We start from the raw sequence: 26318 nt of genomic DNA, 5'->3' as shown, positions 1-26318 counted from the left end.
GCTCGAGATTCGAACAAGTATAAAACCAGAAGGCCTCGCAAATGCGAGGCCTTTGTTTTATGAAGCAATCAAAATCCTAAGCTGAATTATGCCTCGGTTGATTCCCACTCTTTACGCAGTGCTTTAGTTGCCGAAACTAAGTTAGTCAGCGCCGCTTCTGTCTCTGCCCAGTTACGTGTCTTCAGCCCGCAATCAGGGTTTGCCCACAAACGTTCTGCTGGAATTTTCTCTGCCGCTTTCTTAAGTAAATCAACAATCCACTCTTCTGAAGGGATGTTTGGTGAGTGAATGTCGTAAACGCCAGGTCCAATCGCATTCGGGTAGTTGAACTCTTCAAATGCTTTCAGCAGTTCCATGTTCGAGCGAGAAGTCTCAATGGTAATCACATCGGCATCTAGCGCGGCTACTGAATCAATGATCTCGTTGAACTCGCTGTAACACATATGGGTATGGATCTGAGTTTCAGGTTTCGCAATTGCCGCTGAAATCTTAAAGGCATCGACCGCCCACTCTAGGTATTCTGCGTGGTCACGCTTTTTCAGTGGCAAACCTTCACGAATGGCTGGTTCATCGATTTGGATAATGTTGATGCCGGCGTCTTGCAAATCAGACACTTCATCACGTAGAGCAAACGCCAGTTGATTAGTGATCTCTTTACGTGAGATGTCTTCACGTGGGAATGTCCAACATAAGATAGTGACTGGGCCTGTCAACATTCCTTTCATCTGCTTCGAAGTCAGAGATTGGGCATAGGTCGACCATTCCACCGTCATTGGTTTTTCTCGTTCAATATCCGCGACCACAATCGCTGGTTTCACGCAGCGAGAACCGTAGCTTTGTACCCAACCAAACTTAGTGGTTTGGAAGCCTGCTAGGTTTTCTGCAAAGTACTCCACCATGTCGTTACGTTCAGCTTCGCCATGAACAAGCACATCCAAATCCAGTGCTTCTTGACGTTTAACGGCATCCGCAATATGGCCTTTCAATGCAGTGTTATATTCCGCTTTACTCAGTTTGCCAGTGCGGTAAGCGCTACGTTGAACACGGATCTCGCCTGTCTGTGGGAACGAACCAATGGTTGTAGTTGGCAGTAACGGTAAACCCAACACCTCAGACTGGTGCGCGGCACGTTCTGCGTATGGAGCAGTGCGCTCTGCTAGCGCTTTAGTAATCGTGTTAATACGAGCTTGAACTTGCGGCTTGTTCACATGAGTTGCGCTCTTGCGTGCAACAATCGGTTGGCTGTAAGTCTCACACGCTAAAATGGCATTTTGGTCGCCGTCTAACGCCGCACCCAATAAGCTCACCTCTGTCACTTTCTGTTTTGCAAAGGCAAACCAACTCTTCACTTCTTCACTAAGCGTCTCTTCTAACTCAAGGTCAACCGGGCTATGCAGCAATGAACATGAACTTGCGACCCATAGTTTATCGCCTAGCTTGTCTTTCACAGGTTGCAGCAACTCAAGCTGCGCGGCTAAGTCAGCTCGCCAAACATTGCGTCCGTTGATCACACCAGCAGACAACACCCACTCCGCCGGTAATTGACTAACGACTTCATCAAGCTGCTGTGGCGCTGCAGCTAGATCGATATGCAGCCCGTTAACCGGTAGTTTGACGATTTTGTCTAAGGTATCTGTCACCGAATCGAAGTACGTGGTTAATAGCAGTTTCACTTCCCCTTGAATAACTTGGTATGCCAATTTAAATGAATCAGCCCATTGTTTTTCAAGCTCGAGGGCAAGAATTGGCTCATCAATTTGAACCCACTCAACCCCCAACTTGGCAAGCTTCGTCAAAATAGCTTGGTAGGCAGTCAGCAAGCGCGGCAACAAGGTTAAGCGGTCGAAGCCCTCTTCTACCTCTTTCCCTAAGTACAAGTAAGACAGTGGACCAAGGAGGACAGGCTTCACTTTATGCCCTGCTTGAACGGCTTCATTCACTTCATCAAACAATTGTGGCCAGCTCACCTCAAACGAATCATCTTTACTGAACTCTGGAACAATGTAGTGATAGTTAGTGTTGAACCACTTCGTCATATCTGATGCTGCTGCACCATCTTTAGCGCTTTCAGAGCCGTGCTTAGCGCCACAACAAGTTGGCTGCTTTTGAGATTGTATTTGAGTTTGTGATTGCCCGCGACCAACACGGAACAAGGTATCTAAGTCTGGGAAGGCTTTCTCTTCTTCAGAGCCACCAGCGTGACGCTTTGGCACATGACCCAAAAGCAAAGTCGTTGTTAACACATGGTCGTACCATGCGAAGTCACCCGCAGTTGCAAAGCTTAGATTCGCGTCGGCTTGTACATTCCAGTTACGATTTCTCAGTTCGCTGCCGAGCTGCTTAAGCTCTGACTGGCCAATCTCGCCGCGCCAGTACTTCTCTAGTGTGAATTTCAGTTCGCGTTTTTCACCAATGCGTGGGTAGCCAAGAATATGCGTTGTCGTAGTCATGAGCCTGTTCCTTATTCAATAATTGTTAGTATCTTTTCAGACCACCTATTGAAGATTACGCTTTATCAAAAAGGCGTCTGGATGGCTAAACTATCCACCCAATCTGAATAATGAACAACGTCCAAATATTCATCTTGTTTATTAAAAATATTCATCTTGAATAAACCAAAGATGAGGAACTCAAAACCATCTAGACATCTAGACGTTTACAAATGATAAAAAACCCCGTAGGGTGATTATTAAGAAATATTGAATTGGCTTAGGGAATATGAGGAATACTCATGATAGAGCTTAAACACCTTCGAACATTGACCACCTTAAGAGACAGCGGCTCACTAACTGCCACTGCAACCTCTCTTCATTTGACGCAGTCGGCGCTTTCTCACCAACTGAAAGACCTTGAGGCGCGTATCGGTGGTCAGCTTTTCCTACGTAAAACTAGACCAGTTAAGTTCACCTCTGAAGGTGAGATTTTGCTTAGGCTTGCCGATGAGATACAGCCAAGAATAGCTAAAGCGGAGAACGAACTCGCGAGCCTGAAAGAGGATGTGAATGGTCGTTTGCACATGGCGATTGAATGTCACTCATGCTTCCAATGGTTAATGCCTGCTTTGAAGGAATATCAAGTGGCTTGGCCAAGCGTAACGCTAGATTTCTCGTCAGGCTTTGGGTTTGAGCCGCTACCCGCGCTAATGGCAGGCGAGCTAGATTTGGTGATCACCTCTGATATACAGCCTCGCTCTGAGGTTCACTACGAACCACTCTTTGATTTTGAGATGCGTCTCATCACTGCGATCAACTCGCCTTTGGCAGATCAAGCGAGCATTGACCCGCAAGATCTTAGCGATCTCACGATGCTCTCCTATCCAGTTCAAAAACAGCGTTTGGATGTGGTGAAGCACTTTTTACAACCTGCAGGTGTAGAACCTAAGAAGTGGAAGCAAGCAGACAATACCTTGATGTTGGTGCAAATGGTATCGGCAGGATTAGGTGTCGCGGCATTACCAAATTGGGCGATCAGTGAGTTCTCAAGACAAGGTTTGATAGCCAGCAAACCGTTAGGTAAAGGGCTTTCAAGAAGACTGTTTGCCGCAGTAAGAAACTCAGAAAAAGACAAACGTTACCTACAGGCTTTCTTTAGCACAGCAAGACAGCAGAGTAAGAGTCACTTAGATGGTATTGAGGTCGTTTAAGAGGTTCATCATTGAGCTAGCTTAAGCCTGTATTAAATCGGAAAGGCAAACGCCAGAAACAAAAAAAGTCACAGATAATCTGTGACTTTTTAGTTTCAGTATCGATGATTTTCGATATCTGTTGATTCGCGAAAATAGACTATCTTGGATAAGACTTAAACTGGTTAGTCAATGGGTCGTATTGATAGCCAAGCATATCGAGCTTGCCCACGACACTTTCTATATCCATTTCATACATACTGATCAGCTCTTCAAAGCTATCGCACTCTAGGCGAAGTTTCTCATTCACGATTCCCAGCAAGATAATGCTATCGAAACCTTTGACGTTGCTTAAATCCATCTCGTACTCCTTACGAACACACCGACTAAAATTAAGTTTAGAACGCTTACCAAGGCCATGCTAAAAAACTGATCACACTTCTTAAAGAGAATGCGTGATTAATGAGCGCACGTAATTAATGAAAGTGCGCGATTAAAGTGCCCACACTGGCGTTAAACCCACAGCCGCAGCCAATAACATCAGTAACGAAACCGTCAGTTGAAGTTTTTCCGGGGTTTTAACGAACAGTAGATGCCAACACCACACCACGATAGCTGAGATTAGCAAAGCAAAGCTGAACAGTAGCGTTGAAATCACTGGTTCTAGTTGAGCTTCAGACAAAGAATAGACACTCACGACTGTTGCCAAAACCACCAACATGCCCGTCAAAACACCAACAACAGGCAGAACACGGTGAAATGCCTGTAAGCGTGTTCTTGCAATCGTCAGCAGTAAATGGCCAAACGCTGAGCCTAACAGTGCCACTAGCAATACAGTAGTGATGATACCAACGGTAGTTGCTTGTTCCGTCGCTTGGATAGCAACGTAAGACAATGCCAAACCACAAGCTAAGTACATCACCCAAATAGGGCCAGAATCGCGTGTCTTCTTAGTTTGAACTTGAGAATAGAAATAAAAGATCGCAAACACGACCAGAAAGGCTTCAATTTTTACTGAGGCAACGGCAAGCCACAGCACGCCAATCGCAGGTAACATCTTGTGGATACGACCACGCTGCCCCGGACAAATATCCCCTTTCACCAAGATGAGGGTTAAGATCAGTTGGGCTCCTAAAAGCATCGGAGCAAATTGTACTAATAACGTTTCGACCATTGTGGATCTACTTCTTCAGACTTATTTTCGCGAATAATATCAAAAACTGCTGCGAACACTAATCAAAATCACAAATTAGCGACGTTATTCAAGGCTTCAACTATGCTGTTGTATGGTTCTTTTGTCGCCATTTACCGTAAAAAGACGAAAGACACCAGAACTAACAGGGGCATGTTCTACTGGCTAGTCTAGGCTCATGCCGCTATAATTCCCGCCTCAAAAATCAGAGGTTGAAATATGTACAGCGATATCACTCCTATTCACGAACACAAAAAATACTGGGCCGAGTGCTACGGAACTGCACCCTTTTTGCCTACCAGTAGAAAGGAGATGGATGCTCTTGGATGGGATAGCTGTGACATTATTATTGTAACTGGTGACGCTTATGTCGATCACCCGAGCTTTGGTATGGCTATCATCGGCCGTCTGCTTGAAGCTCAAGGTTTCCGCGTGGGCATTATTGCTCAACCAAAGTGGGACAATAAAGATGCCTTCATGAAGCTAGGTAAACCTAACCTATTCTTCGGCATCACAGCGGGTAACATGGACTCCATGATCAACCGCTACACCTCTGATCGCAAATTACGTCACGATGATGCTTATACTCCGAACAATGAAGGTGGCAAGCGTCCTGATCGTGCAACTCTGGTTTATTCTCAACGTTGTCGTGAAGCTTACAAAGGCACGCCAATCGTGCTTGGTGGTATTGAAGCGAGCTTACGTCGTGTAGCTCACTACGACTACTGGTCAGATAAAGTTCGCCGCTCTGTATTGTTTGATGCAAAAGCTGACATTCTTCTTTTTGGTAACGCTGAGCGTGCACTGGTTGAAGTAGCACACCGCATTGCCGATGGTGAAGACATGTCTACGCTGACCAATATCCGCGGTACTGCTATCAATCTTCCTGCGGCCCCTGAAGGCTTCAAGATCATTGACTCTTCTCGTATCGAAAAGCCGAACAAAGCGTATGTTCCGGTTAACCCGTACGAAGTTGAAACTCAGTGTGATACCAAGAAAGACGAAAAAGAAGAAGTAAAAGCGCAACCTATTACTATTCGCCCTTCTCGTCACGATGCAAAAACTACAGCGGTTCGTATCCCAGGTTACGAAAAGCTAAACAATGACCGTATTCTTTACGCTCACGCTAGTCGTATTCTGCACCTTGAGACAAACCCGTACTCAGGTCGTGCTCTGATTCAACGTCACGGTGATCGCGAGCTTTGGATTAACCAAGCGCCTATTCCATTGACCACAGAAGAGATGGACTACGTGTTTGGCCTTGCGTACAAGCGTGTTCCGCACCCGATGTACGGCAAAGCGAAAATCCCAGCATACGACATGATCAAAACCTCGGTTAACATCATGCGTGGTTGTTTTGGTGGTTGTTCTTTCTGTTCAATCACAGAGCACGAAGGTCGCATCATTCAGAACCGTTCGAAAGAATCTATCTTGGATGAGATCGAAGACATTAAAGATAAAGTACCGGGCTTCACAGGTACTATTTCTGACTTGGGCGGCCCAACGGCGAACATGTACCGTTTAGGTTGTTCAGATCCAAAAGCTGAAATTAACTGTCGTCGTCCATCATGTGTGTTCCCGAAAATCTGTGAAAAGCTAAACACAGACCATCAACACACTATCGACCTGTACCGCTCTGCGAGAAAAGTACCGGGTGTTAAGAAGATCATGATCGCTTCTGGTGTACGTTACGACTTAGCGATTGAATCTCCAGAATACGTTCGTGAGCTTGTGACTCACCACGTTGGTGGTTACTTGAAGATTGCTCCAGAGCATACTGAAAAAGGCCCACTGGATCTGATGATGAAGCCGGGCATGGGCACTTACGATCGTTTCAAAGAGATGTTCGAGAAGTACAGCGCTGAAGCCGGTAAGAAACAGTACTTAATTCCTTACTTTATCTCTGCTCACCCGGGCACAGAAGATGAAGACATGCTTAACCTAGCAATGTGGCTGAAAAAGCACAACTACGAGTGTGACCAAGTACAGAACTTCTACCCATCGCCAATGTGTAATGCAACGTCGATGTACTACTCAGAGACTAACCCTCTGAAACGCGTGAAATATAAGAAGCGTGAAGATGTTCCTGTGCCGAAAGGTGATCGTCAACGTCGTCTGCATAAAGCACTGCTTCGTTACCACGATCCTGAAAACTGGAAAATCATCCGTGAAGCACTGATCAGCATGGGTAAACAGCACCTAATTGGTGACAAAGCAAACTGCCTAGTACCAGCAGAAGACTTTGATGCACAAACACCGGCACAACGTCGTAAGTCTGGTCGTCACGGTTCACAACGCTTTGCGACTAAGCACAGTAAATCTCAGCCAGGTCTTGGTGGCGAAAGCCCACGTAACCACTCTGGTAAGAAACCGGGTGGCAAGAAGCCGAATGGTAACGGCAACGGTAGCCAAGGTAATGCTAACCAAGGTGGCGGTAATGGCAATGCTCGTAAACCAGCGACTGGCTTCATTAAGAAAGGTCCTGGTGGTCAGCAATCACAAGGTAATGGCGGCGGAAATGGCAAACCAAACCGTAACAAAGCGGGCAATGGTCAAGGTGGCAAACCTGCAAGTAACGGCAAGAACCGCCAGCGCGCAGCACAACGCTAATATCGCGAACCGATTGACTTCGCTATCGTAAAAACACAAAGCGCAGCTATTTAGCTGCGCTTTTTTGTGTCTGTTACAAGATAGCCTAACGAGCAAACACCCAATACTGACTAAGCAAATAGTTACTGACCATGCCCACCAAGATGCCAACCGCCATTGCGATAAACACTGCCCCAGTAAATGCAGGCAGCAATTCAGTCATCAACTTAAAGCACAGCAAATTAGGTATCGCCGATATTGATGCAGAGAACATGAACTTTTGCCATTGAATCAGCTTTTCGGACCAATTCCCCTGCCCTTTGAATTCAAAGGTCAACACTCGATTTCCAAACCAGGTTGTCGTTGCTGCAACGATGAAAGAGCCAATTCGAGCACTCATTAACGGCAGCCCAATAACGTAATGCAGCAACGCAAACACGGCACAATCGACAACAAAGCCACCCGACCCCACCATAGCGAATTTAATCATCTTATGATGAGGTTGTAGTTTTTGGTTTAGCACGTCGAACTTGTGGCTAAACAGTCTCGATGACGAGTTAAAATTGAACATCGCCATCACTTCGAATATGGCTCAACGATAGATTTGGTTTGATGTTTTGGCTATGACAACTAAATAGAGCGCGCTTGATCTTCACCGTCGGCTCTAAAATACAGGTCAACGCATTGTCTTTAATCTTGGTTTCCACTTCCGCTCTTTTACCAATCAGATAGAACTTGTCGATACCATCTAACTGTTTAACATCAAGTAGCTTTTTCGCTTGTCCATGACTGTAAAATTGCCCAGAGAACGGTCGTTTACCGATGTAAAAGCTCGGCGCTTCATCCGTGATCTGCTCGAAGATAATACGGTCACTTTTCTCGTTCGCTTTGCCTAGGTTGAGGTAGACCATCGCAATCATTAACAGCACAGGTAGCACCAAAGCCACACTCGAGAACCACTTCTTATCTTTTTCTACCACAAGCGTTGCCACCAGCAAGCCAAGGGCTGGAATACCCGGTAGGACGTAAGCTGGAAGAATATTACCCGCCATAGTGAAAAGAATTAGAGGAGAGACCAACCAACACACAAGGAATGAAAACAACCCACTATGTTCAGCGTTAACTTCTGCGATTTTCTTACGACGGGCGAAAGTCAAAATAGGCAACACAATCGACCACGGCGCAGCCGCTTGAATCCAGAAAATCCAAATCATGCCTCTTGCTTGGTCATGGGCAGAACCGTATAAATCGCCCTCCCAACCACTCACAACAAAACGCTTAAAGTGCTCGCCAACAATAAAGTAATCAATAAAACCCGGTGTTGCCATTTCAGCCATGATGTACCACGGCAAAGCAATCGCTAGCATCACGCCTAAGCCTGACAACAGTGGAAAGCGTTGCCATAACACTTTAAAAGCGCCAAAAAATCCATGTTGCAATACTAACCAAGGGAAAACGGCGATACCCATAATCACAATCGCTACCGGCCCTTTTGCCAGCAAGCCTAGTGCTAAGCCAATGAAACCGACATAGCCCCAAGACCGATTAGTCTTCGCGCTCCCTTCTCCCTTCGAACCCTCTCCTCCTAACCAACATAGGTAGAAACCTAACATGGCTATGGTCATCGCTAACGTTAATGCCATGTCAGTCATAACAGCACCCGCCGCGATAGAGAAAATCCCACATGTCGCCAATACCACGGCCGCCACCAAGGCACTTTGTCCGGTGCGCTTAGCCATGTACGCAACCAACAAAATCGTCGCAAAACCTGCTAACCAGTGTGGCGCACGCACAGCAAACTCACTCAAACCAAACAGCTCAATGCCAATCGCGCTCATCCAGGTAAACATCGGAGGCTTACCCCAGAAAGGGATGCCGTAATCAAATTGAGGGGTTAACCAATTGCCGGTTTCTACCATCAAGCGAGCCATTTCTCCATAGCGCGCTTCCGTAGTATCCATTAAAGGGTATGTCGCCAGAGATAAGAGCCTTAGAACCAATGCAAAAGCCAACAAATACCATAGGTGCGTTCGGTTCAGGCTCATGCTGACTCCTCTAATTTAAAATGTGTTTTTAATGCTGGGGTATCGACCACCGATTGAATCAGATACAAAGGACGATTCTTGGTTTCAATGAAAATACGACCTATGTATTCCCCCATTAAACCAATACTCAGAAGTTGAATGCCGCCAAGGGCAAGTTGAACCACCATCATGGATGGGTAGCCAGTAATAGGCTCACCAAACATCATGGTTTTGAACACGATGAAGACGCCATACACAAAAGCGGTAAGCGCCACTAATCCACCAACGGCCGTCGCAATACGCAGTGGGCGGATAGAAAATGATGTGATGCCATCCATCGCCAATCCGATGAGTTTCAGGTAGTTCCATTTCGTCTCGCCACAGAAGCGAGCATCGCGCTTAAACTGAATCGTTGCTTGTCTAAAACCTGGCCATGAAAAGATGCCTTTCATGTAACGGTTACGTTCAGGCAGTTGGTTGATATGGTCGACAACCTCTCGGCTTAACAATCGGAAATCACCCACATTTTCTGGAACATCGATCTTCGCCGCCACGTTCATGACTTTGTAAAAGCTTGCGGCTGAAAACTTCTTAAACCACGTTTCACCGTCACGTTGGCTACGCTGCATATTGACGACGTCATAACCTTCGCGCCATTTGGCAATCATTTGAGGAATCAGCTCGGGCGGATCTTGCAGATCGGCATCGAGCAAGATCACAGCTTGTCCTCGGCAGTGTTCGAGGCCAGCACTCATCGCTGACTCTTTACCAAAGTTACGGCTTAAACCAATCACCGAGATTGAGCTGTTGATTGAAGTGAATGAACTCACCAAGTCCAAGCTGTTGTCTTTGCTGCCATCGTCGACATAAACAATCTCACTCGTGATCGGTAAGCTATCAAGCACCTTGGTAAGGCGAGAGTGGAACTCTTCCAATACCTCTTGTTCATCGTAAAAAGGCACAATGATAGACAAAGAGACCGCAGGATTGATCTGCGATGTAGATATCTTAGGGCGGCTAATATGAAGTTCAGACATAATACGTTCTTCTATTTTTTAATCTGAAGCCAATCTACCCTCCCATAAGTGAAAGTTATGTTATTGACATATTTTTCACGCTCACTCAGGATAATGTTACTGTCTATTTCTGTATGAGAATCAAAATGAAACGAGTTCTATTAGTCGAAGATAACCGTGAAATTGCAGGTGTCTTGTTTGATTATTTTGAGTGTATTGGCATGGAACTCGATTACGCAGACAACGGTGAACTTGGCCTACAACTCGCGTTGGAAAACTCATTTGATATCATCATATTGGATCTAATGTTACCGAGAATGGACGGCCTAACGGTTTGTAATAAACTGCGAGACCAAGGTAACGCGACACCTATTTTGATGCTGACCGCCTTAGATAGCCGAGAAGATATGCTGAAAGGCTTTGAACACGGTGCCGATGATTACCTCACCAAGCCATTTGATTTGGATATTCTAGAAGCAAGAATGAACGCGTTAGTCCGTCGTTACCGCGGAAAAGTCGCCTCTTCAAAACTTCAGTTCGATGAACTCACCATCGACCAAAAAACGCGTAAAGCTTACCGCCAAGATAAACTACTAGCGCTCAACCCAACCACTTACACCATACTTGAGATGCTGTGCCAAAGCGCACCTGAAGTAGTCACTCGTGAAGCTATTTCCTACAAGTTATGGGAAGAAAACGAACCCAACAATGATGTGTTGCGCAGTCACATTTATCAGTTACGTAATCAACTCGACAAGCCTTTCGACACTCAGATGTTAATTACGGTGCCTAAAGTTGGCTTCCGATTGGAGCCATCGAATTGATTTCAAATGTTCTTACAAGCACAAAAACCCTAACGGGCCGCTTAGCGGTTTTCTTTGGGTTAATGGCCGTAATTGTGTCGGCATTTGTCTATGTGGTATTTATCACAGCCCTGTACTTGTCGGAAGACCGCGTGGGTGAAAGACGCATCCTAATTGACCGCAACTATGCAGTCGGGTTATTCCAGTCAGGTGAAAGTGGAGAGCTTCGTATTGATGACCTGACTATCGCTTACAACGATCTTTCCTATCTACCGAAAAAGTATTTAAAGTATATTGAAGGCAAAGAAAATTTCATTGGTGAGGTCGGTGAAGATCCAGAATCTCGCATGGTCTATGTAGGCGAGTATACTCATGAAGGTAGAACTAACCCTATTGTTCTGCTTTCTGAAATAGACCGTGTCGAGCTTAGTGTCTTTGAGCTCGTTTATGCCACCACATTTGTATTAGCCCTTCTCTCTATTCTAATATTCAGCTTCGGAGCTCTGCTCTATCGGTTGTCTAAACGGCTGATTGAGCCCTTCAACTCCCTGTCTGAACAGCTTGAATCCAATAAGCTCAATCTAAACGAAGAATTTGGAGTGAATGACGATGCGGCGGTGGAGTTTCGTCAGTTGACGGATCAACTCAATCAATACAGAAGAGAAATCAATTCTCTAGTAAAACGCGAGCAAGCTTTCGCACGCTACTCAAGTCATGAACTAAGAACTCCGTTGACTGTTGCTCGTGGTGCCAACAAACTGTTACTGAGAAGCGAAACCACCGAATTTCAATCTCGTCAGGTTGAACGTATTGATGAGGCCATTGTTCAAATGTCTGAAATGGTCGATGCACTGCTTGGTCTCGTTCGCTATGAAAGAAACAGTGACGATGCACCGCTACGTTTATTCAGCCAGCAAGAGCTAGAGACTATCGTTTCTAAAAATTCGTTGCAGGCTGACGAGAAGGAAGTCGCGATAACCTTACAAGTTCAATCAGAACCCACAATTCAGGCCACCAGCGCGATAATGAATATGTTGGTCGGAAACTTGTTGAGAAATGCCATTGCAGCGACCAATAGTGGCACCGTAACGGTCACTCTGTCCCACGAGAGTGTTGTGATTGAAGACCAAGGAGAAGGCCTCCAAGAACAATACAATCCAAATGGGCATGGGTTAGGTTTATTGATTGTCGAGGACTTATGTCAACGCTTCCAATGGGGCTTTGAATTGGTCAATCGCAGCTGTTGTGGATGTACCGCTAAGATCACCTTTCAAACCGATCTATCCGCATCCACCCCAGAGTAAATGAGTTCATAGTTCGAAGCTCAATATCGAACGAAAACTTGATTTAGTTGGTTTACAGCGGTCCCTAGCTACTAGATACTCGTCAGTCCTATTTGATTTAAAAATGCTGGCTCTTGAGTCAGCATTTTGTCTAAGTGCGATGAAACTAAATAATAGCCCTGTAACTCAACATCAATACAACGACCACACCTTTTTCTTAAAGCGTGACGATCAGCTTCATTCCCACTTTTGCGGCAACAAAGCCAGAAAGTTCATGAAGCTACTGGAAGACGAGCACCCAGAGACCACAACCTTGATCAGCTATGGCTCTGCGCAGGCTAACTCTCTGTTCTCGCTAGCCGCACTTGCAAAAATCAAAGGTTGGACGCTTGAGTTTTACGTTGATCACCTACCTCGATGGCTACAAGAACGCCCACTCGGCAACTACCGTGGCGCTATCGATCTCGGGGCTGAGGTTATTTCAGTCAAAGAAACAGGCTCTGAGCTTCATCCACAAGAGTATATTGAGCAAGTAAGACAACCTGACTCACACTGCATTGTGTTACCCGAGGGTGGCCGCTCTCAGCTTGCTGAGTATGGTGTTAAGCAATTGGCAATAGAAATACTGAGCTGGACTCGCTTCGAAAACCAACACGATTTTGTGATCGCACTCCCCGCAGGGACTGGCAGTACTGCGCTGTACCTTCATAAGCATTTAAAAATGCACAACATCCCAGTGTTAACCTGTGCTTGTGTTGGTGGCAGTGACTATTTAACGCAGCAATTCAATGAGCTTGGCGAAAGTGAACATCCGCAGATATTACCGCTTAAAGCCAAACACCACTTTGGAAAATTGTATCAACAGGATTATCAAACTTGGTTGGCTCTACAAGAACAAACTGATATTGAATTCGACCTGCTCTACGACCCATTAATGTGGCAATGCTTAGAACAATGGCAAGAAGATAACCCAACCAAAACTGTCATCTATATCCATCAAGGTGGTATCTTAGGTAATGAGTCGATGTTGCCGCGCTATCAACGTAAGTACCCAGAACTTCGAAGTAGTCACACCGCTGATAACGCTACTTGGTAGTAATCCGTTCTTTTCTACTCTAATGCCCCGCGTTTCTGCGAACTGAGAATTTCTCAGCGCATCATGAACAGCCATCGCACTCCCTTTCGATGGCTGTTTATCAGTAATAGCCACCTGCTATCCCTGCCAGACATTTCAAGTTAGAGACAGAAATCTGGCGAGAATCATCGCGTTATCTATACTTTCGATTGGAACGTCAATTGTCATCGAAAGGAATTACGCATGCGAAAACTCACTACACTCGGCCTGTTTTCAGTTTTACTGCCCTTCTCTGCGATATCAGGAGAAAACGTCACTTACCAAGTCGATGGGATGGATTACGAAGGTTATTGGAGTGAGGCCAGTGACCAAGCACCTTTAGTACTGCTAATACACGATTGGGATGGCTTAACCGATTACGAAAAGAAACGTTCTGAGATGCTCAACGAACTCGGTTACAACGTGTTCGCCATCGACCTATTTGGTAAAGGCATTCGCCCAACCGAAGTGAAAGACAAAAAACAACACACAGGTGAACTGTACAAAGACAGAGAGAAAATGCGTGCGCTACTCAACGCAGGAGCCATGGAAGCGAAAAGACTTGGCGGCAACTTAGATAACAACGTAATAATGGGATACTGCTTTGGTGGAGCTGCTGTATTGGAAGCTGCTCGTGCGGGAATTCCTTCGAAGGCTTACGTAACCTTCCATGGCGGTTTATCAACACCAAAAGGTCAAGACTACTCGCAGACTAAAGCTCCCGTAGTCGTGTTCCACGGCACGGCTGATGCCATGATTTCAATGCACGACTTTGGAAGCCTCGCCGCTCAACTTGAATCAACCAAAGTTCCGCATGAGATGATCACTTATAGTGGTGCGCCACACGCCTTCACAGTATTCGGATCGAATAACTATCAACATGAAGCTGACCAAAAATCGTGGGAACGATTCACTCATGTGTTAGAAACCACCACCCGATAAGCCGCGACACTCAAACCAAATTAGCCCATGCTTAATAAACATGGGCTAATTCGTATGACCAAGGATTTGGATGAACTACATGTAACGATGGATGCTCAAGTCGTCTGCTTTTATATCGCAATCAGAGCCACTGACCACGCTTGCCAAGATCTTTCCTGAGCCACATGCCATTGTCCAACCTAATGTCCCATGTCCAGTATTTGTAAATAGGTTCTTGATAGGCGTCTTACCGATAATAGGCGTACCATCCGGCGTCATTGGTCTTAACCCAGTCCAGTATTCAGCCTTAGAAAAGTCACCCGCTTGTGGGAAAAGATCTTTAATCACCATATCAATCGTGGCTTTGCGTTTTTCAGGGATAAGGTAATTAAACCCCGCAAGTTCTGCCGTCCCTGCAATGCGAATACGATCATCAAATCGCGTCATCGCTACCTTGTAAGTTTCATCCATCACAGTCGAGGTTGGTGACTTATCTGCATTCACGATCGGCAGTGTTAGCGAATAGCCTTTCACTGGATAAACCGGGATCGACAAATCGACTTGCTTCAACAGTTCTCGAGAATAGCTTCCTGAAGCGACCACGTAAGCATCCGCTTTGAACTCGCCTTGAGTCGTTGTAATACTCTCAATGGTTTGATTCTGATGATTGAGCCTAACCACTTCGGTATTAAACACGAACTGAACGCCGAGTTGCTTGGCTTTTTCGGTCAAGGTTAAACAGAACTGATGACAATCACCGGTTTCATCGTGTGGTAAATACAGGCCGCCCACCAGCTTGTCTTTAACGTCTGCTAAACCAGACTCCACTGACAGACACTGTTCAACATCAAACAGCGAGTGTTCGATTCCACTCTCTGTTAATAGCTTCATATCCTGCTGAATAGCGTCCAATTGTTTTTCGCTTCTGAATACTTGCAAGGTGCCTTTCTGCCGGCCCTCATAAGCCAAATCTTCACTGATTCTTAGATGAGTCAGGCAATCTCGGCTGTAGTTAGCGACTCGTAACATCCGCGATTTATTCTGTGCGTACTTGGCTTCATTACAGTTGGCGAGCATCTTAGTCGCCCAAGACATTAACTCTGGAGAAAGAGAAGGCTTCACTTTAAGTGGCGCATGTTCTTGGGTAAGCCATTTCATCGCTTTCAAAGGGATGCCCGGTGCCGCCCATGGTGATGAATAACCGTAAGAAATTTGCCCGGCATTCGCAAAACTGGTTTCTTTGCCACTGCTATCTTGACGATCAATAACCGTGACCGAGTGACCTTCTTTTGCCAAATACCATGCGCTGGTCAATCCAATAACACCACTGCCAATTACAATAACTTCCATTATCTTCCCCTAATGCCCGACAAAGACAGAATCTGTCGAACACAGCTGTCAGTCTAAAACTCGTTTCGTTAATGATTTGTAACTTATTCCGCACATGTTGACTTAACAATAGAGTAATCGTTGACAAAAACTCAATTCAGCTTAAAAACGAATTCGGCAGTTTAAAAGTGTGATATTGGCGGTATTTGAAAGCTTAGGTAGGAGTCGCTAAGTAAATCAACTAAGCCTAGATATTGTAAGCGTCATGGCTTAAGAAAGTGGCGTTCTCGAGTAAGAAATCCAACAAGGTTTCGGCTTGTAGCGTAAGTGCACGGCCTTTCAAAGATTGAACCTTAACCGTCGCCTTCGATAGCATCTCCAACTCGGTCGCAACCACTTCAATCTGCCCTGACTTTATTTCATCGATCACAGTGAGCTTAGGCATAAAGGTGACGCCCAACCCTGCTGAAACGAAGTTAGTCAGTGCCGTGACTGAGTTAGTTTGAAGTTTTGGCTGCAAGGTAAGATGGGAAATTTGTTCAGCCTGCTTTACTAGCCTCCCCATACCGGTCGAGTTATCGATCAAGGCGAGAGAAGCGTCTTGAATATCTTGCATTACCACTGGTGCTTCTTTCATCGTAAGGAAGTGCCCCTTCGGAGCAATCAATTCGAGCGGATGGCTGCGTTCAACGTGGGAGTGCAGTTTAGGGTGCGGTGCAGACGCATAGGTTATCGCAAAGTCTATCTGTTGATCTTCCAACATCTTGACTGCATCCAATGCCCCAGCGATCTCAATAGAAAGATTGATATCAGGATAACGAGTCATGAAGGTTTGCATCGGTTTTGACACCAAGTTGGTAATAAATCCTTCACCGATAGCAATGCTGACATTGCCTCCTTTGAGGTTTTTAAGCTTAGTTAGTCGAGCAAGTACAGCGGCCTCTCCACGAACAATGGAACGGTAGTAATTCAGCAGTTCATTACCCGCTTCGGTTAACAGTGATTGGCGGTTGTTGCGCTCCCATACTTTCATTTCCGCTTGCGCTTCTAACTGTGTCAACATCCGACTCATCGCGGCAGGGTCAACGTTCATCATCTTAGATGCCTTACGTAACGACCCATATTTTGACAACGCATTTAAATACTCAAGAGCACGGATATTAAAGTGGTGCATTCAACTTCCTTGTAATTCAACTGACACTTAATCAAGCGTCTCACAAATTTGCTGCGAACATATATCCCAATTTATCAAGATCGTAATTGCTCTTACTAACTTGTGCACCGAGTCACTTCAAGACATCACATCAAAGGCTGATATACGTGTTTTAGCTTGCTGTCGATAAAACAAAGGCGACAACTTTCGTCATCGCCTTTGTGGTCATTATCCCGATGTAAACCTCAAGCAGTCAATAACCGGTCACTTCACTACAGACCAACAAAGAAACTGATCACCAATGCGTTGATCAAATCAACAAAGAAACCACATACTAATGGCACCACAATGAATGCTTGTGGGCTTGCGCCATATCGATGAGTTACTGCGGTCATGTTCACAATTGCTGTTGCGGTCGAGCCTAGAGTGATACCACCGAAGCCTGAACATATCACCACAGAATCGTAGTTTCTTCCCATCAAGTAATAAACGACAAACACAGTAAACAACAGGGAAAGCAAGATCTGGATACTCATGACAACAGAGATATAGCCAAACAGTCCATCGAGATCCCAGATACGCAACCCCATCAATGCCATGGTCAAGAACATGCCTAAACAAATATCAGAGATCATCGCTAAGCCTTTGCGGCCTTGAGCGATTTTCTCTTGTGTACGACGTTTCTTAAACAGTGCGCGACCAACGTTTCCGATTAGGATACCTGCGATCAAACAGCTAACGAATAACGGCAGTTTTAGGCCCATCGAGTCGATAACTTCACTCAAGCTGTAACCCAGCATTAGTGTTAAGTTAAGAATCAACCACGCCCACAGAACGCCGTAGTGGCTAAGCTCTGTTTTTGTTTCACTCTCTTGGAATGCACCAACCGTAACCTCTTCTTCATTAGAAGGGCTTACTTTGTGTTTATTGAGCAGGTAGTTCGCAATCGGACCACCAATCACACACGCTGCAATTAAACCAACCGTGTTTGAAGCGACACCAAGTTCGAGCGCGTTAGCAATACCAAACTCTTCCACAAACATTGGCGCCCAAGCTAACGTTGTGCCTACGCCGCCTATCAAGCTAACAGACCCAGATAGCAAGCCTGCTTTCGCATCCATTCCAAAGCCAGAAGCGACTGCCATTCCGACTACGTTTTGCAACACAATAAAAATGGCAGCAAGACACAGTAGGATGAACAACGGTCGCCCGCCTTTAATCAGTGTTTTAATATCCGCTTGGAGCCCGATGCCAGCAAAAAAGTAGAGAAGCAAAAAGTCTCTGACATCTAGGCTAAAAGTGATTTGGATTTCAAAAATATAGTAAAGCGCCGCTACGGTCGCTGCGCAGACAAAGCCACCAATCACAGGCTCTGGCAGTGAATACTTTCTTAATACTTCAGATCGCTCAATCAAACCTTTACCGATAAACAGTAACGAAATCGCGATCGTAAAAGAGAGCATTGGAGAAACTAGGGTTTCTGTCATGAGGCTATGGGTTCCTAATAGTTAGATTATTCATAATATTGCGTACTATTAATAATCTAGATTCAGGCCAAAAAATCAAGCGATTATCGATGATAAAAACATCTAATATGGTTAATTCTGCGACGGTATTAATAGAGATTATAACTATAAAGCAATGATTAAAGGAACGGATATTAGGGAGGTATACAGATGAGGTGGGATATAGAGGCTCTAAAACGAGAAAACCCCAGCATTTCTGCTAGGGTTTTGAATAGTGGTGGAAGGATGGGGATTTGAACCCCAGATACGCTATAAACGTATACTCGCTTTCCAGGCGAGCGCCTTAAGCCACTCAGCCATCCTTCCACAAATTGTGTGTTGAGCATGTCACTCAACGAGGCGCTACTTTATTGATTCTGCTTGCTTTGGTCAAGGGGCATTCTCAAAAAAAGTGCCTTTTTCGGTTTGTTCGATTACAAATTAACTCATTAGATCAAAAACAAACCAAATTTCATTCTTTCGCTGCACTTACGCTTGTTGCTTTTCTTAAGCTTGTTGATAGTAGCCAGGAACTCGAAACCATTTACGACACATATCGAGGAAGTAGCCGTAAAGTACGCCCATACCGCACGAGATAACTGCATTACTGGTGACAGCCGTAACGATCTGGTCGCCTGAAGCACCCACTGCCAACAAAATACCCGCATACACTGGAGACTGGAATAACACGTATGCCATCAAATCAGACAAGTTTTTCATCAATGAGCTTTCTGAAAGTTTTGCACCATTGCGTAAGAACCAATCACGAAAAACGCCATAAGGCCAAGCGATAGCAATGTTTATAGGAATAGATAACGTTCGAGAAGCAAGAGATTGCTCAAACGTCATACCAGAAATAAACACTTCTACGATCATGCCAGAAATAAAACAGAAAACGACCATAGCAAATGTATCCGCAGCTGCGTTTCGAATACAAAATGGACCACGAGACTTCATTGACGACAAACCTAAAATATATCACTGCTTAATTAGTGATTTAGTAACATATAAACAAGGCACATTTGCACCTCACCAGATAATGTCGCTATTAAATCACAAGATTAGTAGTCATACACTCCAAATTAAAAATCAAGTTGTAAATTAACAACCAAAAACCACTTTAAAAGCAGTCACTTTCACCAAAAAATCCAACCAAGGTCAAATATTGGACAGTTCGTCATTTACCTTACCGTAATTAAACAACATTTAAGCCATAGGTAGATTTACAGTAATGATATTAATGACATCTTGTGTAGGTGGTGATCCTAAAGCAACCTGCTCTAACGCTTTATCGACTTGTTCAGTAAGTTCCGCGTTGTTCATAGCTTCAACGTGGACACGTAGGCTCTCTAGTGCAAATTGAATCAGTTCTAGGTTGTTGTCTTCTAGCGCCACATACAACGTCACTAACAGCTCTTCAGTGTTATCTTTGTTGCGAAGATCAGGTTTAGGCAGTGACTCGCTTTTACTTTTCGAATCGTGTGGTTTTACGTCTTGGCTTTCGAGCTCATCCGCTTTTACTTCATGGTATTGATAAAGCTTATTTGAATAGCGGAACAAGGCATCATCCAGTTCACGCTCGTCAATCGGCTTAGCAATAATATAATCCACACCTGCCCCCAACATACGCTCACGAGTCTCTTTAAAGACATCAGCCGTACAACCAAACACCAATACCGATGACACATCGCCTATCAAAGCACGGATAGCAGTGGTTGATTCAACGCCATCCATCACAGGCATATGGTTATCCATGAGCACCAAATCAAAGCGCTCAGCAACCACGGCTTGTATCGCAAGTTCACCGTTTTCGACGCTCTTACAGGTAAAGCCTTTACTGCTCATGAAGGCTTCAATGATCACCGTGTTAGTTCGGTTGTCCTCGACGATCAGTACCTTTAAGCCAGAGTAGTCCAACTTCTTATGTGGCAAACTCTCGATTTCTCCTGGCTGACATGGCTGAATCTTCAAGCGAACATCAAAACTCGTGCCTATCCCTTCTTCACTGGTGACGGTAATACTGCCATCCATCAACTGGGCAATTTTCTTCACAATCGCGAGGCCAAGGCCAGTACCGCCAAAACGCCTTGTGGTCGAAGACTCCGCTTGTTCAAACGGTTTAAAAATACGCTTCTGAGCTTCTTTAGAAATACCAATTCCGGTATCACGAACTCGAATGCTCAGATAGGTGTCACTCCCCTCTACAACTTCTTTCAGGTACACCTCAACAAAGCCTCTGGAGGTGAACTTCACCGCGTTGTTCAATAGGTTAAACAAAATTTGGCGAAGGCGAGCTTTATCTGAGAAGTACCAACGACCCGAAGTCACCTCAGAGTACACTTTGAATTGAAGCCCTTTCTCGGAAGACAATGTGTAGTAAACACTGTTAATACTGCCGATGATCGAATCAAGCGGGAAACGCGTTTCATCAAGATCCAACCTGCCCTGCTCGATCTTCGAGAAGTCTAAGATCTCGTTGAGTAGAGTCATCATATGATCGCCGGACTCATACAAGCTCTTAAGATGCTTCTCTTGTTCAGAATTTAGAGGCGTTTTTAATAGGATTTGAGCGGTACCCAATACCCCATTCATCGGAGTGCGAATTTCATGTGACAAGGTCGCAAGGAAAGCGGTTTTTGCATTGGTGGATGCCTGAGCTTTAACCTTTTCCGCTTCGAGATAAATGGTCTTTTCGTTGAAGGTTTTAATCAAATGGCCGATTTCGTCATCACTCGAGTAATCCACATCAATGATTTCGCCGGCTTTCGAACTATCAACCTGTGCTGCAATCCTTGTGATTGGACTAATCAAATAACGGTTCAATAAGTAATACCCCGCCATGACACAAAGTAGCAATAGCGGAACAATACCGCCTTCAATGCTCATCACCTGACGAAACACTTCGTCTTCTACTCGTGATTTGGAGTTCACCACATCCACTTGCCAGCCGAAATCACCAAATTGATTGCTACTGATGTAAATGCCTTCAACGAGATTAAAGTTATGCGAAACCAACACTTGGTTAAGTTTGTCCCTAAGCGTAATACCAAGATCATACTCTTCCGCATGGTTCTTAATAAAACCCAATAACTCTTCGAGAGAGAGATCCACCGTTGCCACGCCAGCAAAGATGCCATCATAATAATAAGGGGATGAAGCGGTGATCATTCGAACATGGGTGTATGGATCGATATAAACATCGCTCCAAGAGATCGTGCCTTGTTTTTGGTTGACGACAGAGGTGTACCAATACTCTTCTTGATAAGGGGCATTTTGGGGGTTGTTGTAAGAATATATCTGGTCGATTATTCCATCGTCGGCTTTATTAAAAAAGTAACTGTTGAGAAGCTTTTTAGAATCAAGCGCATAAGGTTCGGGCCAAATACCGGCACTGACAATCGTATCGTCGCTCGCCGCCAACATGGACTTAAAGAGCGGAATAACATCATCACCGTTACGATGCGCTTGAGCAAACCCAACGAGACTGTCTACGAAGCCTCGAGAACTACTGAGTGGCTCTGTAATCAATGCGGATAACAGTTGCGTACGCAAGTCGAGGTTTTGTTGTAATTTGGCGCGCACAGGGGATTCTACGACGTAATACGTCACACTACCGACAATGGCAATAAACATCGCAAGGTATAATCCAAGCGCTACCATGCTTTTTTTCTTTAAAGACGACCGTATCTGCATAATTCTTTTATTGTTTTCTTTTCTGTTAAACCTAGTGTTTATCATCCATGACATCAAGCCTTTTTAGATTGAAGCTTGATTGGCACAAGTTCATTGGTACTATAAGCGCAAATATGTTCCCTTTTACGGTACCTCACTTTGACTTTACAAGATATTCTTGCGCTTCCAGAGTTGGAAGGAAAGCTAATCACAGAACACAAAACAATGGGCTTTGTCACTGCAATGGCAGCGGCACCGAACGTGTTAACCCCGCATGAGTGGCTACCGTTCTTATGGGGTGGCGAAGAAGTCGCACCTTTTACGGATGGTGAACAGCTAGAAAGCTACATTGAAGTTATCATCGAGCTTTGGAATAAAACCCGCCCAGAACTGCTTGAAGGGACTTGGGTTTGGCCTGAAGCTTGTCAATTAGACGACGAAGAAGTGGTGAACACTGCCGCTCGTGATTTTTGTGAAGGCTTGCTTCAAGGCTGGCAGATTGCTCGCGACGATTGGGAAACACTAATGCCTGAAGAGAGCGAAGATAACGCACTCGTTGGCGGTGTCCTGCTGTCACTGAGCATGCTTTACGATCCAGAAACGTCAATTGCTACGCTTGCAGAGCAAGGCATCGAAGGCCTAGAGCAGTTCGAAGAGATCTTTAACGCTGTTCCTGTGATGCTTTGCGGACTAACGCAGCGTGGCATTGCACTGGCTGAAGCTCAATAACAGTTAGCTTTATACAAGCCAAAAGGCCTCATTATGAGGCCTTTTTTAGTTTTCAGACGAAATAAAATAGTCGCTTTAGAAGCCTTTCCAATCGAAGTCATCAATTCGCTCATCAGCAATATAAAACAGCTTAGTGCCACTGCTGACCACTTGATCTAACTCTGGGTTGAGTTCAATACCGCTCCCCGTATCAATGGCGATCAGAGTTGCTTGATACTTCTCTTTAAACACTGAGAAAATAGGCGCGACGGTGACAGACTCAGCGTCTTCAGGGAAATACGTTGAATACTGTGTCATGCCTCTTGTTGAGCTCAATAATTCTTGGTGAAGCGCACTGGAACCTGGGTCTACCGCAGCCTTTGCTAGCATCTCAGCACCCACCGCTGGAATACATTCTGAGTTAGGGCAATGCTTGTGTAACAAATCGCTCAGCGCTTCATCTTTAAAGTAAACAAGAAGGTGCGCTTTAGGGTTTCGGTTGGCACAGTAAAGCGCCGCAGATAACGTAATGTCGTCTTCTGGGTTATCAATCAGGATGCAACTTGCAGACTCAATGCCCGTTTTCTCCATCTCTTTGCCATCGGTGTAGCTGTTTACTTTGACGAAATTGATTTCACCGGGTAACGGGTTCTCGATATCTGAACGCGTACATAGCACGATTGGTCGTTTACCCGTTTCTTCGTGTTGTAGCATGCGGATGAGATGAATGGTTCTTTGCTCATTCCACCCCAACATCAAAATGTGGTTGTCCACTCTAACTCTCCTTTTTCCTAGCAAGCCCGCTCGCCAATATTCAACACCTTCTGTCGCCACTTTACCGAGCAACGCGGCAAAAAGGCTCAACCCGCCTGGAATCACAAATAGAATAACGATCCACTGCCCCGCTACCGTGGTCGGTGATAAATCACCATAACCAACCGTAGAAGCCGTCACCACCAAGTAGTAAGCGAATACGGTAACCGAACTGGTTAAATCTGTTTCACCCGCCAAATACAGCATCGACCACGATAAAGCGATGTAGCCAAGAAAAGTGAACAGTAAGTTTTTGCCATTCAAAACAAAGATGTTTGCTTTGATCCAGCGTTTGAGTTGTAACCAGATTATCATTCGAGCCTCTAATCTTTTCCTCTTACTTACATGCTAGAAAAAATACGCGATATCAACAAGATGTATCATAAGAAAAAGATACATGACCACAAAATTGATATTAGCGGCCTATACTCAGGCACAAAAAAACCAGCACTATTGGCTGGTTTTTTTGTTGATTAGATAAAAGAACGACTTACGCGTTACCTTTTACCTGCACATTTAACTGCTCTGCGAAATCTAGCATGCGGTTCAAAGGAATAAGAGACTTCACGCGTAATTCGTCAGAAACGAAGATTTCGTGTTGCTCACCACCATTCTCAAGTGCGTTTTCAATCGCTTCAAGGCCGTTCATTGCCATCCAAGGACAGTGTGCACAGCTACGACACGTTGCACCAGCACCCGCTGTCGGCGCTTCAATCAGCTCTTTTTCAGGAACCAATTGCTGCATCTTGAAGAAGATACCTTTGTCTGTCGCCACAATCATCTGTGGATGAGGCAGCTCTTTTGCTTTCTTGATCAGCTGGCTTGTTGAGCCTACAGCATCAGCCAGTTCAACCACGCTTGCTGGTGATTCTGGGTGTACCAAAATAGCCGCTTCTGGGTATACCGATTTCATTTTTTTCAAAGCATCAGCTGAGAACTCATCATGAACGATACACTCACCTTGCCAAAGCAACATGTCAGCGCCGGTTTGATTTGCGATGTAAGAACCTAGGTGACGGTCTGGGCCCCAAATAATAGGTTTGCCTTCAGCGTCTAGGCTTTCAACGATTTCTAAAGCGATGCTCGACGTAACCACCCAGTCTGCACGAGCTTTGACAGCCGCTGAAGTGTTCGCGTATACAACCACGGTGTGGTCAGGGTGAGCATCACAAAATTCTGTAAATTTGTCAGCCGGACAACCAAGATCAAGCGAACATTCAGCTTCGAGTGTTGGCATTAGAATGCGTTTTTCAGGAGTAAGAATCTTTGCAGACTCACCCATGAAACGAACACCAGCGATGATCAAAGTGCTTGCTGAATGACGGTTACCGAATTTAGCCATTTCTAATGAATCGCCAACGAAACCGCCAGTTTCTTCTGCCAGAGCCTGAATTTCAGGATCGGTGTAGTAGTGTGCAATTAGAACTGCATCTTTTTCTTGAAGTAGTTTTTTGATGTTTGCGATGTGGGCCTGTTTCTGAGCATCGCTCAATGGAACTGGCTTAGGCGGAAACGGGTAAACTGTATCGATTTTATCTAGTATATGACTCATTGCTCTTGCTCTACGCAACTTCTTCCGAGAATTAGAGTATTCTACACAGGACAGCGATTGGGATCAAAAAGGATTGGTTGCAAGCGGTGACTAGCTAATGCTTAAAACGCATAAACAAGGCGATGTGTTGTCATCACTAGCAAGAGAAGTAAACACTAAACGGAAGTGAACAGGTATAAAAAAGAGGCGCCTAAGCACCCCTATTTTGGTTATAAGTGGGTTTTGGCCACTTTAGCCGAAGCACTGTTTGGGTGCTCGGTTACGACTTGTTGGTAATATTTCTTAGCTTGCGTCGCGTTGTTGTTGCGCGCTGCTATGTCACCAAGCTTAACCAGTGCATCTGCTCGCTTGTTTGAGTCTTTGTACGACACAACAGCAGCGAAGCTCTTCACGGCTTCTTTATCTTGCTTCTTAGCGAAATAAAGCTGACCTAACCAGTAATGTGAGTTAGGTGTGAAGGTAGAATCTGGGAAGTCTTTTTGAAACTTTTGGAATGCAGCGATAGCACCCGTGTAGTCTCGTTGCTTTAGAATCATATCTACAGCATTTTGATAAGCAGTTTGCTCATCCACATCAGTACTGAACGTACCAGAAGCGTCTTTAGAGCCTTCGCTCGCCGCCACTGCTACCGTTGCTGTTCCTGCTGCTTTCACCTCGCCTCTTACGCGATCCAGTTCAATGAACAGTTCACGCTGACGCTCTAGCATTTGCTTCATATCGTAGCTGTTTCGTTCCAGATCACCACGAAGTTCACTGATCTCCAGTGCCATGTCGTCGATTTGCTGTTGCATTTGAAGCTGAACGAGATTGCGATTTTGAAGCAGGCGCTCTAAACGCTCAATATCTGATTCGTTAGATGCTGATCGAGAGGAAGATGATGAATTGGTTGCGGTACTATTGAGATCGGATACTGGAGCTGGTGCAGCGAACGCGGTGTTCGCTGCACTTGCCAGTAACGAAAGCAAAATGACTCGCTTTGTGTTACTGAACATGAGGCAATTCCTCAATTATATAGTCTACTA

Annotated in this window: 21 protein-coding genes and 1 tRNA gene; 7 read left to right on the top strand and 15 right to left on the bottom strand. The window is 45.1% G+C overall.

From position 1 onward, the window contains the following. Positions 1-86 precede the first annotated feature (86 nt). Complete coding sequence (gene metE / locus AB4493_RS06205) at positions 87-2450, bottom strand: 5-methyltetrahydropteroyltriglutamate--homocysteine S-methyltransferase (RefSeq protein WP_372154674.1); 2364 nt, start codon at positions 2448-2450, stop codon at positions 87-89. Positions 2451-2731: 281 nt separating this feature from the next. Between metE and AB4493_RS06200 the strand changes: the two genes are divergently transcribed. Next, positions 2732-3643, top strand: coding sequence for a LysR substrate-binding domain-containing protein (locus AB4493_RS06200; protein ID WP_137001119.1), 912 nt, complete (start codon positions 2732-2734; stop codon positions 3641-3643). Between the two features lie 139 nt (positions 3644-3782). Here AB4493_RS06200 and AB4493_RS06195 read toward each other — a convergent pair whose 3' ends face one another. Then, positions 3783-3983: a DUF4250 domain-containing protein gene (locus AB4493_RS06195; protein ID WP_004736508.1), complete on the bottom strand. Its 201-nt coding sequence runs from the start codon at positions 3981-3983 to the stop codon at positions 3783-3785. A 132-nt stretch (positions 3984-4115) separates the two neighbouring features. Beyond that, the gene (locus tag AB4493_RS06190; RefSeq protein ID WP_017062029.1) at positions 4116-4796 is read right to left on the bottom strand and encodes a hypothetical protein; all 681 of its coding nucleotides are present in this window, start codon (positions 4794-4796) and stop codon (positions 4116-4118) included. A 330-nt stretch (positions 4797-5126) separates the two neighbouring features. Here AB4493_RS06190 and AB4493_RS06185 point away from each other — a divergent pair, with 330 nt between their 5' ends. Continuing rightward, positions 5127-7424: a YgiQ family radical SAM protein gene (locus AB4493_RS06185; RefSeq protein ID WP_017067347.1), complete on the top strand. Its 2298-nt coding sequence runs from the start codon at positions 5127-5129 to the stop codon at positions 7422-7424. An 85-nt stretch (positions 7425-7509) separates the two neighbouring features. On the opposite strand, the gene AB4493_RS06180 is transcribed toward AB4493_RS06185, so the two are convergent. Genes AB4493_RS06180 through AB4493_RS06170 form a run of 3 tightly spaced genes read right to left on the bottom strand, consistent with a single transcriptional unit; the run spans position 7510 to position 10464 of the window. Then, positions 7510-7974, bottom strand: coding sequence for a GtrA family protein (locus AB4493_RS06180; protein ID WP_017062031.1), 465 nt, complete (start codon positions 7972-7974; stop codon positions 7510-7512). Then, positions 7961-9448, bottom strand: a complete 1488-nt coding sequence (locus AB4493_RS06175) for a glycosyltransferase family 39 protein (RefSeq protein ID WP_017063527.1) — start codon at positions 9446-9448, stop codon at positions 7961-7963. The genes AB4493_RS06180 and AB4493_RS06175 overlap by 14 nt, the downstream gene beginning before the upstream one ends. Beyond that, on the bottom strand, positions 9445-10464 hold the full coding sequence (locus tag AB4493_RS06170) for a glycosyltransferase (RefSeq protein ID WP_372154673.1): 1020 nt from the start codon (positions 10462-10464) through the stop codon (positions 9445-9447). The genes AB4493_RS06175 and AB4493_RS06170 overlap by 4 nt, the downstream gene beginning before the upstream one ends. A 125-nt stretch (positions 10465-10589) precedes the next feature. Between AB4493_RS06170 and AB4493_RS06165 the strand changes: the two genes are divergently transcribed. The 4 genes from AB4493_RS06165 (at position 10590) to AB4493_RS06150 (ending at position 14585) form a co-directional block, all read left to right on the top strand. After that, positions 10590-11267, top strand: coding sequence for a response regulator transcription factor (locus AB4493_RS06165; RefSeq protein WP_017062034.1), 678 nt, complete (start codon positions 10590-10592; stop codon positions 11265-11267). Then, entirely contained in the window at positions 11264-12550 is a 1287-nt protein-coding gene (locus tag AB4493_RS06160) for a sensor histidine kinase (RefSeq protein WP_372154672.1), read from the top strand. Before AB4493_RS06165 ends, AB4493_RS06160 begins: the two co-directional genes overlap by 4 nt. Before the next feature lie 139 nt (positions 12551-12689). Beyond that, positions 12690-13625, top strand: coding sequence for a pyridoxal-phosphate dependent enzyme (locus AB4493_RS06155; RefSeq protein ID WP_372154671.1), 936 nt, complete (start codon positions 12690-12692; stop codon positions 13623-13625). 222 nt (positions 13626-13847) lie between these two features. Beyond that, the gene (locus AB4493_RS06150; protein WP_372154670.1) at positions 13848-14585 is read left to right on the top strand and encodes a dienelactone hydrolase family protein; all 738 of its coding nucleotides are present in this window, start codon (positions 13848-13850) and stop codon (positions 14583-14585) included. Positions 14586-14660: 75 nt separating this feature from the next. On the opposite strand, the gene AB4493_RS06145 is transcribed toward AB4493_RS06150, so the two are convergent. The 6 genes from AB4493_RS06145 to AB4493_RS06120 form a co-directional block, all read right to left on the bottom strand. Then, entirely contained in the window at positions 14661-15914 is a 1254-nt protein-coding gene (locus AB4493_RS06145) for a D-amino acid dehydrogenase (protein ID WP_136978945.1), read from the bottom strand. 226 nt (positions 15915-16140) lie between these two features. Next, entirely contained in the window at positions 16141-17067 is a 927-nt protein-coding gene (locus AB4493_RS06140) for a LysR family transcriptional regulator (protein WP_017062039.1), read from the bottom strand. 251 nt (positions 17068-17318) lie between these two features. After that, a complete protein-coding gene (gltS, locus tag AB4493_RS06135) occupies positions 17319-18533 on the bottom strand; it encodes a sodium/glutamate symporter (RefSeq protein ID WP_017062061.1) in 1215 nt (404 codons plus the stop codon). A 254-nt stretch (positions 18534-18787) separates the two neighbouring features. Beyond that, positions 18788-18878, bottom strand: a tRNA-Ser gene (locus tag AB4493_RS06130). A 180-nt stretch (positions 18879-19058) separates the two neighbouring features. Then, complete coding sequence (locus AB4493_RS06125; RefSeq protein ID WP_017072260.1) at positions 19059-19508, bottom strand: L-alanine exporter AlaE; 450 nt, start codon at positions 19506-19508, stop codon at positions 19059-19061. Between the two features lie 249 nt (positions 19509-19757). Further along, positions 19758-22211 (bottom strand): ATP-binding protein, encoded by a 2454-nt coding sequence (locus AB4493_RS06120; protein WP_372154669.1) that lies wholly within the window; start codon positions 22209-22211, stop codon positions 19758-19760. 171 nt (positions 22212-22382) lie between these two features. On the opposite strand from AB4493_RS06120, the gene AB4493_RS06115 reads away from it, so the two are divergent. Next, entirely contained in the window at positions 22383-22952 is a 570-nt protein-coding gene (locus AB4493_RS06115; RefSeq protein WP_372154668.1) for a UPF0149 family protein, read from the top strand. A 75-nt stretch (positions 22953-23027) separates the two neighbouring features. Here the strand turns inward: AB4493_RS06115 and AB4493_RS06110 are convergent, their stop codons facing one another. The 3 genes from AB4493_RS06110 to ybgF form a co-directional block, all read right to left on the bottom strand. Next, the gene (locus AB4493_RS06110) at positions 23028-24059 is read right to left on the bottom strand and encodes a potassium channel family protein (protein ID WP_017063519.1); all 1032 of its coding nucleotides are present in this window, start codon (positions 24057-24059) and stop codon (positions 23028-23030) included. 175 nt (positions 24060-24234) lie between these two features. Beyond that, positions 24235-25296, bottom strand: a complete 1062-nt coding sequence (nadA, locus tag AB4493_RS06105; RefSeq protein WP_017062067.1) for a quinolinate synthase NadA — start codon at positions 25294-25296, stop codon at positions 24235-24237. Positions 25297-25505: 209 nt separating this feature from the next. Next, the gene (ybgF, locus tag AB4493_RS06100; protein ID WP_017062068.1) at positions 25506-26288 is read right to left on the bottom strand and encodes a tol-pal system protein YbgF; all 783 of its coding nucleotides are present in this window, start codon (positions 26286-26288) and stop codon (positions 25506-25508) included. Positions 26289-26318: the final 30 nt, after the last annotated feature.

The sequence above is a fragment of the Vibrio sp. 10N.222.55.A1 genome (assembly GCF_041473835.1).
Taxonomy (GTDB): Bacteria; Pseudomonadota; Gammaproteobacteria; order Enterobacterales; family Vibrionaceae; genus Vibrio; species Vibrio crassostreae_C.
The sequence above is the reverse complement of the archived record's forward strand: the minus strand, read 5'-3'. Positions and strand labels throughout refer to the sequence as shown.